Here is a 17,727-nt window from a genome sequence, read left to right on the forward strand (position 1 = left end):
GAACCGCAGAAGCAAGAACCGCGAAAAGCAAGAACCCAAATAGAAGGACACACCCGATGAAGACACGCGCCGCCGTCGCCTGGGAAGCGGGCAAGCCGCTGACCATCGAGACCATCGAGATCGGCGGCCCCAAGGCCGGCGAAGTGCTGGTCGAGGTCATGGCGACGGGCATCTGCCACACCGATGCCTACACGCTGTCGGGCCTGGATTCCGAGGGTAAGTTCCCGGCGATCCTGGGCCATGAGGGCGCAGGCATCGTGCGCGAGATCGGTGCGGGCGTGACCTCGCTGAAGCCCGGTGACCATGTCATCCCGCTCTACACGCCGGAATGCCGCAGCTGTAAGTCCTGCCTGTCGCGCCGGACCAATCTCTGCACCTCGATCCGTTCGACGCAGGGCCAGGGCGTGATGCCGGACGGCACGAGCCGCTTCTCCTGCGATGGCGGCGAAGTCTTCCACTACATGGGCTGCTCGACCTTCGCGAACTTCACCGTCCTGCCCGAGATCGCGCTGGCGAAGGTCCGCGAGGACGCGCCTTTCGACAAGATCTGCTATATCGGCTGCGGCGTAACGACCGGCATCGGCGCGGTGATCTATACGGCGAAGGTCTGGCCGGGCGCGAATGTCGTGGTCTTCGGGCTGGGCGGCATCGGCCTCAACGTCATCCAGGGCGCGCGCATGGTCGGCGCCGACAAGATCATCGGCGTCGACATCAACCCGGCCAAGCAGGCGATGGCACGCAAGTTCGGCATGACCGATTTCATCAACCCCAAGGAGGTCGGCAACGACAAGGTCGTGCAGGCGATCGTCGATCTCACCGGCGGCGGCGCGGATTTCTCCTTCGACGCCACCGGCAACACCAATGTGATGCGGCAGGCACTGGAATGCTGCCATCGCGGCTGGGGTGAATCGATCGTCATCGGCGTCGCCGAGGCCGGCAAGGAGATCGCCACGCGGCCGTTCCAGCTCGTCACCGGCCGTGTCTGGAAGGGCACGGCGTTCGGCGGCGCACGCGGCCGCACCGATGTACCCAAGATCGTCGACTGGTATATGGAGGGCAAGATCAACATCGACGACCTGATCACCCACAAGCTCAGCCTGGACGAGATCAACCACGGCTTCGACCTGATGCATGAAGGCAAGTCGATCAGGTCGGTCGTGGTGTATTGAGCGGCCGTTCTTTAGCCGCATCCATGACGCACTGAACCACCGCGTCATTCCGGGGCAGCGCGCAACGCTGAACCCGGAACCCACGAATATGAGGTCGATCCAGACCCGTCATTGCGAGCGAAGCGAAGCAATCCAGGAGGCCTCGCTCCATGCCCCCCTGGATTGCGTCGTCGCTGCGCTCCTCGCAATGACGGTCAGGGAGCAAGGGGCCATCATGTTCATGGGTTCCGGGCTCGGCCCTGCGCGGACCAGCCCGGAATGACGGCGAGGATGCGAAAAGCACCGAACCGAAAGGACACCCGATGGAACTCATTTCCTCCTCAAAGGCCTTCGGCGGCTCGCAGCGCGTCTATCGCCATGACAGCGCGGTCTGCGCCTGCCCGATGACCTTCGCGATCTTCCTGCCGCAGCAGATCGAGGACGGGCCGGTGCCGGTGCTCTGGTATCTCTCGGGCCTGACCTGCTCGCACCAGAACGTCATGGACAAGGGCGAGTACCGCGCCGCCGCAGCAGCCAACGGCGTCGCCATCATCTGCCCCGACACCTCACCGCGCGGCGAGGGCATTCCCGACGAGCCGGATAACTGGCAATTCGGCTCCGGTGCCGGCTTCTATCTCGATGCGACGCAGGAGCCCTATGCGAAGAACTATCGCATGGAGAGCTATATCCGCGACGAATTGCCGGCGCTGGTCTCCCAGCATTTTCCGCTCGACATGGGCCGCCAGGGCATCTTCGGCCATTCGATGGGCGGTCATGGCGCGATCACGCTCGCGCTCAAGAATCCGATGCGTTACACCTCCGTCTCAGCCTTCGCGCCGATCACCCAGCCTTCGACCGCCGGCTGGTCGCGGCCCGCCTTCGAGACATATCTCGGGCCGGACGAGACGACATGGCGCGCATATGACTCCACTGCATTGATCGCCGACGGGCACCGCCTCAAGGACCTCCTGGTCGACCAGGGCACCGCCGACGGCTTCCTGCAGGAGGGGTTGCGGCCCTGGCTCCTGGAGCTCGCCTGCGTCCAGGCCGAGATCCCCCTCGAACTGACGATGCGCGAGGGCTACGACCACTCCTACAACTTCGTCTCGACCTTCATGGCCCAGCATATCGGCTGGCATGCGCGCCGTCTGCTGCCCGGCTGAGCCATCCGGCTGCGGAACGGGCGGCCCCGGCATGCGTTGAATCTCCAGGCCGAAATCCGGCCCGGGGAAATCGCCATGCCGTCTCCTATCGCATTGCTGACCGATCGCGCGCTGTTCACCCGCCTGTCGCAGGCGACGGCGCGCTGGGCGGGCAGGCCGCAGACCTTCGTCGTCGCCGTCGCGGTGATCGTCCTGTGGGGCCTGTCGGGACCCTTCTTCGGCTTCAACGACACCTGGCAATTGGTGATCAACACCTCGACGACCATCGTCACCTTCCTGATGGTCTTCATCATCCAGAACAGCCAGAATCGCGACAGCGCCGCCATGCAGATCAAGCTCGACGAATTGATCGTGCGGCTGGAGGGCGCGCGCGAGGAACTGCTCGATCTGGAAGAGCTCGACGAGGAGAAACTCGAGGCGATCCGCCAGGAATTCGAGCTACGCGCCAGCAAGGCCCGTAACGGCAAGCCGGCCTGAATCCGTCTAGATGTGGCAGATCGGCAGCCAACCCTTCCTCGCTCGCCTCTTTTCCAAGCAGTCTTGTCTTTTCCAAGCAGTCTTGGCGCCCGTCAAATGCAGGGCAGCCGTTTCGCTGCACCGCAGCATCCCTTGGCGCCTGCGAGGCAAGCTTGTCAGATGGCAAGACTGTCACATGGCAAGACTGTCACATGGCGATCGTGCCGAGGCTGCGCGCGGGATAGCGCAGCGCCATGTCGAACGGGTTGAGCCGGGCCGCAAGCGCTGCCGCTTCGACGCGCAGCATGGCGACGATCTTCGGCAGGCGCTCTTCGCGCAGCCGTTCCGCCAGCGTGCCGATGCTGAGCGCGGCGACAGCGCGGCCCTCGGGATCGAGGATCGGCACGGCGACGCCCGCCATGCCTGGGATCAGGCCCCTGTTGAGATTGACCCAACCCTGTGCCCGGGTCGTGTCGAGCGCGCTACGCAGCGCCGCCTCATCGAGATAGCCGCGATCGAGCAGGCGGGGCATGTTGAAGCGGATCACCGCCTCGCGCTCACCCTCGGGCAGATGCGCCAGCATGGCGAGGCTGCCCTGGCCGAGGCCGAGCGGTACCTTGCCGCCGATGTCGCCGGTGAAGGTGCGGATCGGGAAGGGTCCCTCGATCCGGTCCAGGCAGATCGCGTCATAGCCGTTGCGCACCAGCAGGAAGACGGTGTCGCTCAAGGTCGCCGACAAGCGCAGCAACGCCGGGCGCGCCAGATCGCGCAGGCCTCCGGCCTGGCCCGCCCGCGCCGCCAGCACGAAGAAGTCGAGCCCGAGCCGATAGCGCTTGCCGCCCGCGGCCTGCTCGACGAAACCCTCCGCCATCAGGTCGCGCAAGGCGCGATGAGCCGTCGGCTGGCCGCAGCCGGTTGTCAGGGCGATGTCTTTCAGACGCATGCCGGCGGCATCGCCCGCCGCGATGACGCGGAGCAGGGCCAGGGCCCGACGCAAGCTAGATTGGGGTCCGGCAGTTTCAGCAGTATAGTCAACATCACTCATGAGATCACGATAAAATTCTATATAGCGAAATTATGACAATAAAAATTTTGTCATATGGAATTTACCGTTGACCCATCCCGATGGTGACCCTCTCCTTGCTGCACCGCAGTCCGGTGCGTCGATCCGAGATCGATCGCGTGCTTTCCGCTCGAGGTGTCGATGGGTCTTCCGACGCTGCCATCGCCGAGCCTTGTCGATGGTGACGCACGCGTCGCCTTTGGCCTCGACGTCTTTCCCGCCGGATTGGTGTGAGGGGCGCGGAGATGCCGCTGCTCCATCGCCTCGCCCGCACGGATCAAGCGGCACGACGCCTGGCTTGTTCCACGCTTTCGGCTTCGCCGGCGCGGGCTTCCAGATCGCGCCCGGCGTCGGCGAGGTCCTGGCCGAACTCATCCGCGACGGCGAAAGCCCAACGCCGATCGAGGCCTTCTCCATCAGCTGTTTTACTCGCGAGCCGCAGCGCGGTGTCCCTCCAGCAGGAAGACCAATGTCATGACCGATATCGCGCTCACGCCTCCCGTTGCGCTGACCCAGACCGAGCGTGACCGCGCGATCCGGCGCACTGTCCTCGCCGGCTCGATCGGGGCAGTGTTCGAATGGTACGACCTCGTCATCTACGCGATGTTCGTGCCGGTCTTCGCCAAGCTGTTCTTCCCGACTGCCGACCCGACGGTGGGCATCCTGCTCGGGCTGGGCACCTTCGCCTCGGCCTGGCTGGTGCGCCCGCTCGGGGCCATGGTCATCGGCGCCTATGCCGACAAGGCGGGCCGCAAGCCCGCAATGGTGCTCTCGGCCCTGCTGATGATGGTCGGCACGGGCGTGACCGCGATCCTCCCGACCTACGCCACCATTGGCCTGGCCGCTCCGGTTCTGCTGATCCTGGCGCGGATGGTGCAGGGCTTCTCGGCTGGCGGCGAGTTCGGCAGCGTAACCGCGCTGATGGCCGAGCAGGACCCCAAGCGAGCCGGCTTCTATGCCTCGATCCAGTGGGCTTGTTCGGGCTTCTCGGTGCTTCTGGCCTCACTTTCGGCGTATGCGGTCAACACGCTTCTGACGCCCGAGCAGGTGCTGGCCTGGGGCTGGCGCATCCCGTTCATCTTCGGCGTGATGATCGGCCCGGTCGCCTGGTACATCCGCAAGCGCGCGCAGGAGAGCCCGCTCTTCACCACGACCGAGCACGCCAAGAATCCGCTGCGAGAGATCGCCGCTCATGACAAGCGCATCGTGCTGATCGGCGCGGGTGTGGTCGCGGCCGGAGCCGCCGGCAGCTTCATGAACCAGTACATGCCGACCTTCGCCATCACCACGCTGAAGCTCACGACGGAGCAGGCGCTGATCGGCACGATGGTCGCAGGCCTGATCAACACGGTCATGCCGGTGATGTTCGGACATCTCTCCGATAAGGTCGGCCGTATCCCGGTGATGCTGGTCTTCGCCGTCATCGGCCTGCTGATGACCTACCCGCTGTTCATCTGGCTGGTTCAGGAGCCGACGCTTGCCAAGCTCGTCACCATCCAGGCGCTGCTCGCCTTCGTGATGTATTCCGGCTATTTCGCGACCGCGCCGGCCCTGCTCTCGGACCTGTTCCAGGTCCGGCGGCGGACGACGGGCATTTCGTTGAGCTATGTGCTGGGCCAGCTTCTGTTCGGCGGCGTCACGCCGCTGGTCGCCGCCGCGCTCGTCGCCCAGACCGGCGACCGCACCAGCCCCGGCATTTATCTGACGGCGATCATCATGCTGAGCATCATCAGCCTGTGGTTCTGCCGCCGGCTCGGCGTACGCTAGATCTCGAGCTGTTGAACGATCCAATGGATCGGAAACGCTCTGGACGAGAGCACCGCCGTCTCGCTATCCTCACATCATAGCGAGACGGCGCCTCAGTGCGGAGAGAGCGGATGCGCTGGTCAGCTGGCTTCAGGATCGCCCTCGCCTCGCTCATTCCGGCAATGGCGGCGATCGAACTATCGGCGCAGCAGCCTCCCAATCGCCGGCCCGTGCTGACCGACATCCAGGACGTCGCGAGCTTGCGGCAGATCGAGGCGGCGGGCTTTTCTCTCGGCGCGATCCTTGGACAGGCGCAGGCCTCCTCGACCGCCGATCTCACGCGCGCCAGCGCAGCCTTCCGTGTCATCGCGAGCCATGTCCGCGACGACGTCTCGGGCCTGCGCGCCGAGATGGCCGTCAATGGACGCAAGCTGTTCGAAGTCACCGATGGCAATGTCGGCCGCATCATCGATCTCGGCTGGCTGAATTCGCCGATCGCGCAGTTCCGGCTGAGCGCCATCGTCAATCGGCTCGACCGGCGCGATTTCGCCAGCCTGGACGGCGAGACCGGCTGCGGCGAGGTTCGCCTGATCTATCGCCTCGCCTACGCGTTCCAGGATCCGAAGCTGAAGCGCCAGCTCGCCTCGCGCCTACCTTTCACGCTGAATGCCGTCTTTACAGCCGCGGCTTTACCCGGCGAGACCTGCAACGATACGGCCGCGCTCTGGCTGTCCCAGCAGACGAGCGCGGCGGCTGCCGTCAGCGCCAAGGCGATCATCGAGGGGCCACTTGCACGGGCGCGATTGAGCCTGAAGCAGGTCGAGATCAACGCACAGATCGTGCGCTTTCCCTCCGGCATGGAAACGCAGTTCGGCGGGCAGGCCGCCTATCTGCTGCGGGTCTTCGCGGCCTCGAAACAGGACGGGGTGCCGACGCTTTCGCCCAAGCCGCTGGAGAATACGCCCGACATTGCCCGCCTGAAGGCCGATGCAGCTCTGCGCAAGGACCTTGTCGACTATGTCCGCGACCATGTTCCGGCGATCGACCAGGGCGTCTACCTGCTGCCGGCGCGCTTCCTGGCGACGAAGGCGATCTCGTACTCGACCTTCGGCAGTGCCCGCTTCGCCAACCACCCCTTCACGGAAATATTGCCGGCAGGCGCGCTGGCCGGCCTGGATCTGGGCGCGACGCGCCTGGTCCGCACGGCGCGCGGCGTCATCGAGCGCTTGGACAACGGCACCTGCATGGGCTGCCATCAGGCCAATGCGACGGCCGGCTTCCATATGTTCGGGCTCGACGACGCCAGCACATCGCCGTTGAACCGGATCAAGACCGGAATCTCCCCGCATTTTCACGCCGAGACCATCCGCCGCGCGACCTATATCGAGGCGATGGCGGCGGGCCGCGAACCCGACCGCTATCGCCCGCTCTCCTTCGCGCCGCCTGCCAGCTGGCAGCCCGGCAAGCCGTTCAGCTATCGCGCTGCAGGGCTGACGATGCCGTGCCTCACCGATGCAGCCCGCTCGAGCTTCGGCGAATACTGGACCTGCGGCAGCGGCTCGAGCTGCAAGGCGATCATCGCCAACCCCTCCGTCGGCACCGAGCTCGGGCAATGCCTGAAGCTGGAGGAAGCCCGGAATTTTTCAGGCCAGCCCTGCCTCTCCGGCGCAATCACGACGGTCATCGGCAAGCCCTATCTCGACACCTACAAGCTGACCGGGCAGTTCGGCGCCTTCGCCAAGAACTTCTCGCAAGAGAGCTTCAATTGCCGGCCGGCCAAGATCGGCGTGCCCGGCGGCATGGCCTATCGCCAATGCAACGCCGCCGACAAGAATTTCGCCGGCTTTGCGGGCGGCAAGACGCCCGACGAGATTTGCGGCCTCGCTGGTGGCAAGGCCTTCGACGATTGCGTCGCGACCAATAATTTCGACGCCTGCCTCGCCAAATCCGTCACGCGCGGCAATCGCGGCACCTGCAGCGCCACGAGCTTCTGCCGTGAGGATTACATGTGCCAGGCGATGCCCGACGACGTGCCCGGCGCGGCCGATCTGGTCAAGGATTACGGCTTCTGTTCGCCAACCTATTTCCTCTTCCAGATGCGCATCGACGGACACCCGGACCCGCAGGCGCGTCGACCCTAGAGCATTTCTCCAGCGGAAAAGTGGGCACCGGTTTTTCGCAAGAGCAATGCTCTAAACTCTAGACGCCCTCACACCACCGCGGTCAGCCCGCCATCGACCATCAAAAGATGGCCGTTGACATAGTCCGATGCCGCCGAGGACAGGAAGATCGCGGCGCCCACCAGCTCCTTCGTCTCCCCCCAGCGACCGGCCGGCGTGCGGCTGCTGACCCAGGCCGAGAACGCCTCGTCGGCGATCAGCGCCTTGTTGATCTCGGTGGTGAAATAGCCCGGCCCGATCGCGTTGGCCTGGATGTTGTGCTTGCCGAGCTCGGCGGCCAGGCCCCGCGTCATCATCTTCACCGCGCCCTTGGAGGCGGTGTAGGGGACGATCGTGGCGCGGCCGAGCTCGCTCATCACCGAGCCGATGCTGATGACCTTGCCGCGCTTGCGCGGCACCATGCGCTTGGTCACGGCTTGCGTGACATAGAATACCGAATGCAGGTTCGTCGCCATGACCTCGTGCCAGCCCTCGACCGGGAACTCGGTGAAGGGCGCGCGCTTCTGCATGCCGGCATTGTTGATCAGGATGTCGATCGGCCCGATCTCGGCCTCGATCGTCGCGACGCCGGCCTCGACAGCCGCCTGATCCGTGACGTCGAAGGGGGCGACCGAGACCTTGCGGCCGGCAGCCGAGATCGTCTTCGCCGCCGCTTCCAGCTTGGCCTTGTCGCGGCCATTGAGCACGACATGTGCGCCGGCCTCCGACAAACCCTCGGCAAGCGCCAGTCCGATGCCCTGGCCGGAGCCGGTGATCAGGGCGATCTTGCCCGCGAGGCTGAACAGAGAAAGCGACATCGGTGGATCTCCGGTTACGGCGCGTCTGACCCGCGCAGTTTGCGTTTGCCTGCGCGGGTCCGATTTCGGTAAGCATCTTTCAATCGATTAGACAATCGCAAGCTGGGCCAAGATAGCCAACTCTTGCACCGGGAGAACGCCATGCGCGCCGTCGTCATCCATGCCGAAAAGGATCTGCGCGTCGAGGAGACGACCGCCCCTGAGCTCGGGCCGCTCGATGTCCGCGTGCGCATCGAGGCCGGCGGCATCTGCGGCTCCGACCTGCATTATTACCTGCATGGCGGCTTCGGCACGATCCGCATCAAGGAGCCGATGATCCTCGGCCATGAGATCGCCGGCACGGTCCAGGCCGTGGGCGGCGAGGTTTCGCGCGTCAAGCCCGGCGACCGCGTCGCGGTCAATCCCAGCCGCGCCTGCGGGCGCTGCCGCTATTGCCAGATGGGCCAGCAGCAACACTGCACCGACATGCTGTTCTACGGCTCGGCGATGCGCTTTCCCCATGTCCAGGGCGGTTTCCGCGATATTCTCGTCGTCGAGGAGCGCCAGGCGGTAAAGGTCGCAGCCGGCGTCAGCGCGGCAATGGCCGCCTTCGCCGAGCCGCTTTCGGTCTGCCTGCATGCCGCCAAGCGCGCCGGCCCGCTGCTCGGCAAGCGCGTGCTGGTGACGGGCTCAGGCCCGATCGGCGTCCTGGCGGTGGTGGCGGCCAAGGCAGCTGGAGCCTCCGAGATCGTCGCGACCGATGTGGTCGATGGCCCCTTGCCGACAGCGCTGAAGATGGGTGCGACCGCCGCGATCAACGTCATGGCCGAGCCGGAACGGTTGAAGGCGGAATACGGTGCTGAGAAGGGCTCCTTCGACGTGATGTTCGAGGCCTCAGGCAATCAGCACGCGCTGACGGGCGCCTTCGATGTGGTGCGCTCGGGCGGTACCATCGTGCAGATCGGCGTCGGCGGCAATTTCACCCTGCCGATGAATGTGCTCGTCGCCAAGGAGTTCGACCTGCGCGGCTCCTTCCGCTTCCATGAGGAGTTCGACTGGGCAGTGGCGATGATCGGCTCAGGCAGCATCGACCTCTCGCCGCTGCTGACGGCATCGATCCCGGTCGAGCGCGCGATCGAGGCTTTCGATCTCGCCGCCGACAAGTCGAAGGCGATGAAGGTGCAGCTGGCTTTCGCGTCGTAGTGGACGGCGTCATGCTCGGGCTTGACCCAGGCATCTCATGACAATGAGGAGTGATGGCACGAGATGGTCGGCTCAAGGCCGCCCATGACGGCCCGATTCAGAACAACCCCTCGATCTGTCCGTTCGCATCGATATGGATGCGCTCGGCCGCAGGCTCACGCGGCAGGCCGGGCATCGTCATGATGTCTCCGCAGATCGCGACGACGAAGCCTGCTCCGGCCGAGAGCCTGAGCTCGCGCACCGGCACCATATGGCCTGACGGCGCGCCGCGCAGCGTCGGGTCGGCGGAGAAGGAATACTGCGTCTTCGCCACGCAGACCGGCAGTGCCCCATGTCCGGCACCCTCGAGCTCGGCAAAGCGCGCGCGCACCTTGGCATCGGCGACGAGCCCGGCGGCGCCATAAATCTCGCGCGCGACGGTCTCGAGCTTGTCCCAGAGCGGCATGACGTCGGGATAGAGCGGCGCGAAATCGGCCTCGCCGCCTTCCGCCAGCGCCACGACCTTGTTCGCCAGCTCCTCGGCGCCGGCTCCACCCTCTGCCCAATGGCGGCAGATCACCGCCTCAACGCCGAGATGGTTGCGGCAGAAGCTGCGGATCAAATCATGCTCGGCCGCCGTATCGCTGGTGAAATGATTGATCGCCACGATCGGCGGCACGCCGAATTTGCGGATGTTCTCGACATGCCGTGCCAGATTGGCGAGCCCCGCCTCCAGCGCCGCGAGATCCTCCCTGACCAGGCTATCCTTGGCCAGCCCGCCATGCATCTTCAGGGCGCGCACGGTGGCAACGACGACGGCAGCCGCAGGCTTGAGGCCGGCCTTGCGGCATTTGATGTCGAAGAACTTCTCGGCCCCGAGATCAGCGCCGAAGCCGGCTTCCGTCACGACATAATCGGCGAGCTTGAGCGCGGCCCGCGTTGCGATCACCGAATTGCAGCCATGGGCGATATTGGCAAAGGGGCCGCCATGGACGAAGGCCGGCGTGCCCTCCAGCGTCTGCACCAGATTGGGCATCACGGCGTCCTTGAGCAGCACGCTCATCGCGCCTGTCGCCTTGAGCTCTGCTGCCGTGACCGGGCGCTTGTCGCGCGTGCGGCCAATGACGATCCGGCCAAGCCGCTCCTCCAGATCTGGCAGATCCTTCGCCAGGCAGAAGATCGCCATCACCTCGGAGGCGACGGTGATGTCGAAGCCGTCCTCGCGCGGAAAGCCGTTGCTGGCCCCGCCGAGCGAGGAGACTGTCGAGCGCAAGGCCCGGTCGTTCATATCCATCACCCGCCGCCAGGCGATGTAGCGGGTGTCGAGCGCGAGCGCGTTGCCCCAATAGACATGGTTGTCGATCATCGCCGCGAGCAGGTTATGCGCGCTGGTGATGGCGTGGAAATCGCCGGTGAAGTGCAGGTTGATCTGCTCCATCGGCACGACCTGGGCATAGCCGCCGCCAGCCGCGCCGCCTTTCACGCCGAAGCAGGGCCCCAGCGAAGGTTCACGCAGCGCGATCATGGTGTTCCGGCCGATGCGCGAAAGCCCGTCGCCCAGCCCCACGGTCGTCGTCGTCTTGCCCTCGCCCGCCGGCGTCGGGCTGATCGCCGTGACCAGGATCAGCTTGCCATCGGGCTTGCTCGCGAAATCGGGAATAGCCGATGTATCGACCTTGGCGATGAACTTGCCGTAAGGGTTGAGGGCCTCCTGGGGAATGCCGGCTCTGTCGGCGATGGCTGCGATCGGCTTCAGCGTCGCCGCGCGCGCAATTTCGATATCGGTCGGCATTCCATCCTCATGGGAGCGCGCCGGAGCCTGAAGCGGCGGGCGCGGAATCGGCGCTGCGACACTGCCGCGAAACCGGCCGTGCTGCCACTGCTTTCCTGCAAATCAGGCGCGCTGTCGAGCGGAGCAGAGTTGAGAAAAACGCAGACAAGCAGGCGCCGGCTTTCAGCCCTCTTGATAGACTAGACGCCGAACTCCAACTGGAGCCGACATCATGATCAGCAGACGCGACCTCGTTGCAGCCAGCCTCTCCGCGGCCGGGTTCGCCGCTTTGGCATTACCGCGCCTTGCCGTGGCGCAAGAGGCCGAACTGCCGCTGACGCCCGCCTGCGGTGCCCCAGCCGCGACGACGAAGCGGCAGACGGAGGGCCCTTATTTCGTCCCGTCATCGCCCTTGAAGCGCGATTTGCGCGGAGACGGCTCCGGCGACATCCTGGCCTTGTCCGGCTTCGTCCTGACCCGGCAATGCCGCCCTGTCACTGGCGCCCTGGTTGATCTCTGGCACGCCAATGACAGTGGCGATTACGACAATTCCGGCTTCCGCTTTCGCGGCCACCAATTGACCGACGAGCAGGGCCGCTACCAGTTCATCACCCGCATCCCCGGGCTCTATCCGGGCCGGACGCGGCATTTCCACGTCAAGCTGCGGGCCGGCAACGGCCCCGTGCTGACGACGCAACTCTATTTTCCCGACGAGCCGGGCAATGCCAGGGACGGCATCTACGACAAATCGCTCCTGATACAGATCCGCGCGGCCGAGGGCGGAAAGCTCGGCCGCTTCGATTTCGTGATCTCAGCCTGACGCGGAAGACCCGCCGGGCCGCGAATTTGCTCAGGCCACCAGATGCGCGTTCTGCGGAAACAGGAATTTCCGCGCCTCGTCGTCGAAATCCGCCTTGAAGGCGAATGCATCCTTCAGCGCGACGGCTCGCTGCGCGGCGGGGCGCGCGGATATCTCGTCGAGATGGCGCTTCACATTGGGAAATTTCGTGGCCCATTCGTCGCCGACCGCGAAGGACAGCCGCGTCGCCCAGCCCCAGACCGACATGTCGATCAGGGTGTAGGCCTCGCCGAGCATGTAGCGCTGCTTGCCGAGCTGCGCGTCGATGATGCCCCAATGCCGCTCGGCCTCGCGGGCATAGCGGTTGATCGCGTAGGGGATCTTCTCCGGCGCGAAGCGGCTGAAATGCACCGCCTGGCCGCAATAGGGGCCGATGCCCGTCGCCACGAACATCAGCCAGGACAACATCTCGCCGCGCGCCTTCGGCGTATTCTCCGGCAGGAACTGGCCGGTCTTCTCGGCGAGATAGAGCAGGATCGCATTGCTGTCGAAAATCGTGGCATCGCCATCGGTCAATGCCGGCGTCTTGGCGTTGGGGTTGATCGTCAGGAATTCCGGCTTGAACTGCTCGCCCTTGCGGGTGTCGACCGGCACGAGTTCATAGGGCAGACCGGCCTCTTCCAGGAACAGGGCTATCTTCGCGGGGTTCGGTGAGGGGTGATAATAGAACTTGATCACGCGTCATCTCCTGGAGTCGGATGATTTCATCTAAAAGTGAGGGCAGGATCAATGCGAAAAACCGGTTCCCACTTTTTCGCATCCTGCTCTTGGCTCGGCGCCCTCTGCGCCCGTTCTTGAACGGGAGTCGGGGACGGCGCGCAGCGTAAGCGGCCGGCGGCCCCTTTGCCCATCAGGAATGCGTGCACCCGCTTGAGCGTCAAGCGCAGGCGCGACCGCCTCGCTCGCGACATCAGGCCATGCTATCGGCCTCCCCTGCTCCGAAACCGCGCCTAAAGGACAGCCCATGCCCAAACGCCCCGTGATGCTGATGATCCTCGATGGCTGGGGCTGCCGCGAGGAGAGCGAGAACAACGCCGTCCGCCTCGCCAACACGCCGAATTTCGACAGGCTCTGGGCCGCCTCCCCGCACGCCACCCTCAAGACCTCGGGCCTCGATGTCGGCCTGCCGGGCGGCCAGATGGGCAATTCGGAGGTGGGCCATCTCAATCTCGGCGCCGGCCGCGTGGTGATGCAAGATCTGCCGCGCATCAACCAGGCGATCACCGACGGCTCGATCGCACGCGCATTGGAGGGCACAGGCCTGATCGCGGCGCTGAAGGCCAGCGGCGGCGCCTGCCATCTGCTTGGGCTGGTCTCGCCTGGCGGCGTCCATGCCCATCAGGATCACGCGGTTGCGCTGGCGCAAATCCTGGTTCGGAATGGCATCCCGGTCCGCATCCATATCTTCACCGACGGCCGCGACACGCCCCCGCAATCGGCCGCCGCCTATGTCGCAGCCTTGAGCGCCGCGCTGCCGCCGCAGGCCGCGATCGCGACGCTGTCGGGCCGCTATTTCGCGATGGATCGCGACAATCGCTGGGAACGGGTCGAGCAGGCCTGGCGCGCCATGGTCGAGGGCGAAGGCCAGACCTTCGCCGATACGCAGGCCGCGATCGCCAGCGCCTATGCGCAAGGCACGACCGACGAGTTCATCAAGCCTGCCGTGGTCGCAGGCTTTAGCGGCATGCAGGACGGCGACGGGCTGCTCAGCTTCAATTTCCGCTCGGACCGGATTCGCGAGATTCTCGGTGCGGTGCTTCAGCCTGAGTTCGCCGGCTTCGCGCGTCCGCGCCGACCCGTGCTCGCCAAGGCTGTCAGCATGACCTCCTACAGCGCGGAGCTCGACCCGCTGATGCCGGCGCTATTCGCCCCGCAGACGCTCGCCAACGGCCTCGGCGAGACGGTCGCCAAGGTTGGGATGACACAAATCCGCATGGCCGAGACCGAGAAATACCCGCACGTCACCTATTTCTTCAATGGCGGCGAGGAGACGCCCTATCCGGGCGAGGACCGCGTCATGGTGCCCTCCCCCAAGGTCGCTACCTATGATTTGCAGCCTGAGATGTCGGCGCCCGAACTGACCCAGCGGGCGGTCGAGGCGGTCCAGTCCGGCGCTTATGATCTCCTCGTGCTGAACTTCGCCAACCCCGACATGGTCGGCCATACCGGCGTGCTCGCAGCCGCGATCAAGGCCGTCGAGACGGTCGATGCCGGCCTCGGGCGCATCGCCGACGCGATCACGGCAGCAGGCGGTTCGCTCATCGTCACCGCCGACCATGGCAATTGCGAATTGATGGTCGATCCGGTGACGGGGGCACCGCATACCGCCCACACCACCAACCCGGTGCCGATCATGCTGGTCGGCAGCGGCGCGATGGCCCTGGCTGAAGGCCGCCTCGCCGATATCGCCCCGACGCTGCTTGCCCTGATCGGCCTGCCGCAGCCGGCCGAGATGACCGGCCGTTCGCTATTGCGCTGATAGCGGCCGCCCGCAACGAAAACGGCGCGGACCCGAGGTCCGCGCCGCCAGAATGCGAGATTTTGCCGGCTCTCAGTATTTGCGCACGGTCGGCGGCGCATAGGCCACCGGGCGTTCGACCGGGCCGCAGCAATCCGACTCGCCGAAGTTCCAGCGCATGCCGATCCTGAAATCGTGGCTGTCGATGTCCTTGGCCTTGAGCGGCGCGTAGCTCTCGGCGAGGAAGGCGTTGTTGATGGAGCCGGAGCGGGCATCGCCGAGATTGAGGTAGCGATAGCCGAGTTCGAGCGTGAGGTTCTTGTTCACCTCGTAGCCGACGCCGGCCATCAGCGCCCAGGCGAGGCCCGATTTGGTGCCGCTGGCCGCCGTGCCGAGCGTCGGCGAGATGCCGACGATGCCCTGATCGGTCAGGCCCGTGATCCTGTTCGAGGCATAGCCGATACCGGCGCCGATATAGGGCGTCAGGCAGTTCCAGGTGCCCAGATCGACATAGCCGTTGAACAGCGCCACCATCGAGGACAGGTTGCCCTTGTAAGTGTTCGTCTGGTTCACCCCCGCGAAGGGGTTGTAGATGATGTCGTTGGTGCCGATCGTCGAGCCGCCGCGATATTCGCCGGTCGCATCGACCCGGAACCAGTTGTTGAAGCGATAGCCGATGCCGAGCCCGCCGAAGACCGCGTGGTTGCCCTCGGCCGCTCCGAAGAAGCTGCCGCCGAAAGCCGCGACATCGTCCTGATGGTACTTGCTGACCGACTGATAGCCGACACCGATATCGCCGCGCAGATAGATGCCGCTCGAGATCGAGCCCTTGAGGCCAAGCGGCTCGGGCGGCGGCGGAGCCGGCATGTAATCGGCGGCGGTTGCGAGCGCGGAGGCGCTGACAGCCATGACGCCTGCCAGCGCAAGGATTTTCAGGCTGCCCATGGCAGTGTCCTTCGAGTTTGCGCGACGCCAAGAACGCAGCTCGCGCGAGTTACCGATAGGAAGGACGTTGACAGGGATTTCTTAAATGAGACTTAACCCTAACGCTTAACCTGAAAAAAGAGTGAAGCACCCCCCAATACTTACCGAATTCCTAACTGCGATGGGTTTCGGGTTAACGGCCCGCCAATCCGCTGGGACGCAGCGGCCCTGGCCAGGTTGATCATCTTGGCCCGGAACCGCCAGTCATCCTGAGCTTCGCCCTCGGCTCCGATCTTCGAGCAGCCCAAGGATAAACTCCGCGAAGTCCCGGGATCCGTCGGAGCGCCGATCCTTCGACAAGTCTGGCTCTATGATGCATCCCGGAGCTGCGTCCTTGGGCCGGCCGAAGGCCGGACCCGAGGGCCTCTCGTCCAGTATGACGGAGCGGCTCCGAGGATAAGCAACAGCGCCAGTTGGCCTTTACGCCGCAGCCTTCGTCACGGCCTCGACGACATCGTCGACCGCGCGCATGACGAGGTCGGCGTCATCGCCCTCCGCCATCACCCGGATCACCGGTTCGGTGCCCGACGGGCGGATGACGAGCCGGCCGCCCGCGCCGAGCAATTGCGTCGCCGCCTCGATGGCGCTGACGACGGGCTTCTCCTTGAGCGGATGGCCCTGCTTGTAGCGGACATTCTTGAGGATCTGCGGCAGCGGCTCGAAGCAGTGGCAGACCTCCGAGACCGGCTTGTCCTGGCGCTTCACCACAGCAAGAAGCTGCAGCGCAGCGACCAGCCCATCGCCCGTCGTCCCATAATCGGAAAGGATGATGTGGCCGGACTGCTCACCGCCGACATTGAAGCCATGAGCGCGCATATGCTCGAGCACATAGCGATCGCCGACCGAGGTCCGCGCCAACGACAGGCCGAGGCCGCCGAGATAGCGCTCCAGGCCAAGATTGGACATCACCGTCGCGACGATGCCGGGCTGCGAGAGCCGCCCATCCTCTTGCCAGCTGCGCGCGATCACCGCCATGAGCTGGTCGCCATCGACGACCTGTCCCTGCTCATCGACGATCAATACGCGGTCGGCGTCGCCGTCGAGCGCAATGCCGACATCGGCGCGCAATTCCCGCACCTTCTGGATCAAGGCGGCGGGATGGGTCGAGCCGACATCCTTGTTGATGTTCAGCCCGTCCGGTTCGACACCGATCGCGATGACCTCTGCGCCAAGCTCCCAGAGCGCTTCGGGGGCGACCTTGTAGGCGGCGCCATTGGCGCAATCGACCACGATCCGCAGGCCCTCCAGGCTCATATTGCGCGGCAGCGTGCGTTTGGCGAATTCGATATAGCGGGCATGGGCGCTCTCGATGCGCTTGGCCCGACCGAGCATCGGCGAGGTCGAGAGCCGCGGCGACAGGTCGGAATCGAGCAGGGCCGAGATCTCGGCCTCGACCTCGTCATTCAGCTTGTGACCGTCGGGGCCGAACAGCTTGATGCCATTATCTTCATAGGGGTTGTGCGAAGCCGAGATCATGACGCCGAGATCGGCGCGCATCGAGCGCGTCAGCATCGCCACGGCCGGCGTCGGCATCGGGCCGAGCAGCATCACGTCCATGCCAACGGAGGTGAAGCCCGCGACCATGGCGTATTCGATCATATAGCCCGAGAGCCGCGTATCCTTGCCGATGACGACGCGGTGGCGATGCTCGCCGCGATGAAAGGCAATGCCGGTCGCCTGACCGACCTTCAAGGCGAGGTCGGGCGTGATGACGCCGTTGGCGCGCCCGCGAATGCCGTCGGTTCCGAAATATTTGCGTGTCATGTTTGCTCTGTCCACACGAGCCCTCAGGCTCGATCCGGCTTCCTTCTATAGCCGGAATTGGTTTCCGCCTTCTCACGATTTGTGACGAATCCTATCCGACCACGGGGCCGAGCGGCGCAAGGCGCTGCCATTGACTGCGATCGGGCCGCGACACTCGAAGCTACTGCGTCATTCCAG

14 protein-coding genes are annotated in these 17,727 nt (G+C 65.1%); 8 read left to right on the top strand and 6 right to left on the bottom strand.

The window, feature by feature from the left end:
- Positions 1–56: 56 nt before the first annotated feature.
- The 3 genes from BHK69_RS27830 to BHK69_RS27840 all read left to right on the top strand — a co-directional run bounded on the left by BHK69_RS27830 (position 57) and on the right by BHK69_RS27840 (position 2,788).
- Positions 57–1,169: an S-(hydroxymethyl)glutathione dehydrogenase/class III alcohol dehydrogenase gene (locus BHK69_RS27830; RefSeq protein WP_069692938.1), complete on the top strand. Its 1,113-nt coding sequence runs from the start codon at positions 57–59 to the stop codon at positions 1,167–1,169.
- Positions 1,170–1,471: 302 nt separating this feature from the next.
- Positions 1,472–2,311 (top strand): S-formylglutathione hydrolase, encoded by an 840-nt coding sequence (gene fghA, locus BHK69_RS27835; protein ID WP_069692939.1) that lies wholly within the window; start codon positions 1,472–1,474, stop codon positions 2,309–2,311.
- Between the two features lie 75 nt (positions 2,312–2,386).
- The gene (locus BHK69_RS27840; protein ID WP_069694025.1) at positions 2,387–2,788 is read left to right on the top strand and encodes a low affinity iron permease family protein; all 402 of its coding nucleotides are present in this window, start codon (positions 2,387–2,389) and stop codon (positions 2,786–2,788) included.
- A gap of 187 nt (positions 2,789–2,975) precedes the next feature.
- Here BHK69_RS27840 and BHK69_RS27845 read toward each other — a convergent pair whose 3' ends face one another.
- Positions 2,976–3,812 (bottom strand): IclR family transcriptional regulator, encoded by an 837-nt coding sequence (locus BHK69_RS27845; protein ID WP_069692940.1) that lies wholly within the window; start codon positions 3,810–3,812, stop codon positions 2,976–2,978.
- A 492-nt stretch (positions 3,813–4,304) separates the two neighbouring features.
- Here BHK69_RS27845 and BHK69_RS27855 point away from each other — a divergent pair, with 492 nt between their 5' ends.
- Both BHK69_RS27855 and BHK69_RS27860 read left to right on the top strand, forming a co-directional pair.
- Complete coding sequence (locus tag BHK69_RS27855; RefSeq protein WP_069692942.1) at positions 4,305–5,597, top strand: MFS transporter; 1,293 nt, start codon at positions 4,305–4,307, stop codon at positions 5,595–5,597.
- 110 nt (positions 5,598–5,707) lie between these two features.
- A complete protein-coding gene (locus BHK69_RS27860; protein WP_069692943.1) occupies positions 5,708–7,717 on the top strand; it encodes a hypothetical protein in 2,010 nt (669 codons plus the stop codon).
- A gap of 68 nt (positions 7,718–7,785) precedes the next feature.
- Here the strand turns inward: BHK69_RS27860 and BHK69_RS27865 are convergent, their stop codons facing one another.
- On the bottom strand, positions 7,786–8,553 hold the full coding sequence (locus BHK69_RS27865) for an SDR family NAD(P)-dependent oxidoreductase (RefSeq protein WP_069692944.1): 768 nt from the start codon (positions 8,551–8,553) through the stop codon (positions 7,786–7,788).
- A 141-nt stretch (positions 8,554–8,694) separates the two neighbouring features.
- On the opposite strand from BHK69_RS27865, the gene BHK69_RS27870 reads away from it, so the two are divergent.
- Positions 8,695–9,735 (top strand): L-idonate 5-dehydrogenase, encoded by a 1,041-nt coding sequence (locus BHK69_RS27870; RefSeq protein WP_069692945.1) that lies wholly within the window; start codon positions 8,695–8,697, stop codon positions 9,733–9,735.
- A gap of 97 nt (positions 9,736–9,832) precedes the next feature.
- On the opposite strand, the gene BHK69_RS27875 is transcribed toward BHK69_RS27870, so the two are convergent.
- Positions 9,833–11,506: a formate--tetrahydrofolate ligase gene (locus BHK69_RS27875; RefSeq protein WP_069692946.1), complete on the bottom strand. Its 1,674-nt coding sequence runs from the start codon at positions 11,504–11,506 to the stop codon at positions 9,833–9,835.
- 211 nt (positions 11,507–11,717) lie between these two features.
- Between BHK69_RS27875 and BHK69_RS27880 the strand changes: the two genes are divergently transcribed.
- Positions 11,718–12,305, top strand: coding sequence for a dioxygenase family protein (locus BHK69_RS27880; RefSeq protein ID WP_069692947.1), 588 nt, complete (start codon positions 11,718–11,720; stop codon positions 12,303–12,305).
- A gap of 30 nt (positions 12,306–12,335) precedes the next feature.
- Here BHK69_RS27880 and BHK69_RS27885 read toward each other — a convergent pair whose 3' ends face one another.
- A complete protein-coding gene (locus BHK69_RS27885) occupies positions 12,336–13,022 on the bottom strand; it encodes a glutathione S-transferase family protein (protein WP_069692948.1) in 687 nt (228 codons plus the stop codon).
- 286 nt (positions 13,023–13,308) lie between these two features.
- On the opposite strand from BHK69_RS27885, the gene gpmI reads away from it, so the two are divergent.
- Positions 13,309–14,823 (top strand): 2,3-bisphosphoglycerate-independent phosphoglycerate mutase, encoded by a 1,515-nt coding sequence (gpmI, locus tag BHK69_RS27890; protein WP_069692949.1) that lies wholly within the window; start codon positions 13,309–13,311, stop codon positions 14,821–14,823.
- A gap of 72 nt (positions 14,824–14,895) precedes the next feature.
- Here the strand turns inward: gpmI and BHK69_RS27895 are convergent, their stop codons facing one another.
- Together BHK69_RS27895 and glmM are read right to left on the bottom strand one after the other, a co-directional pair.
- Complete coding sequence (locus BHK69_RS27895) at positions 14,896–15,747, bottom strand: outer membrane protein (RefSeq protein WP_069692950.1); 852 nt, start codon at positions 15,745–15,747, stop codon at positions 14,896–14,898.
- Between the two features lie 459 nt (positions 15,748–16,206).
- Positions 16,207–17,550, bottom strand: coding sequence for a phosphoglucosamine mutase (gene glmM, locus BHK69_RS27900; protein WP_069692951.1), 1,344 nt, complete (start codon positions 17,548–17,550; stop codon positions 16,207–16,209).
- Positions 17,551–17,727: the final 177 nt, after the last annotated feature.

Source organism: Bosea vaviloviae, from assembly GCF_001741865.1.
GTDB classification, from domain to species: Bacteria; Pseudomonadota; Alphaproteobacteria; order Rhizobiales; family Beijerinckiaceae; genus Allobosea; species Allobosea vaviloviae.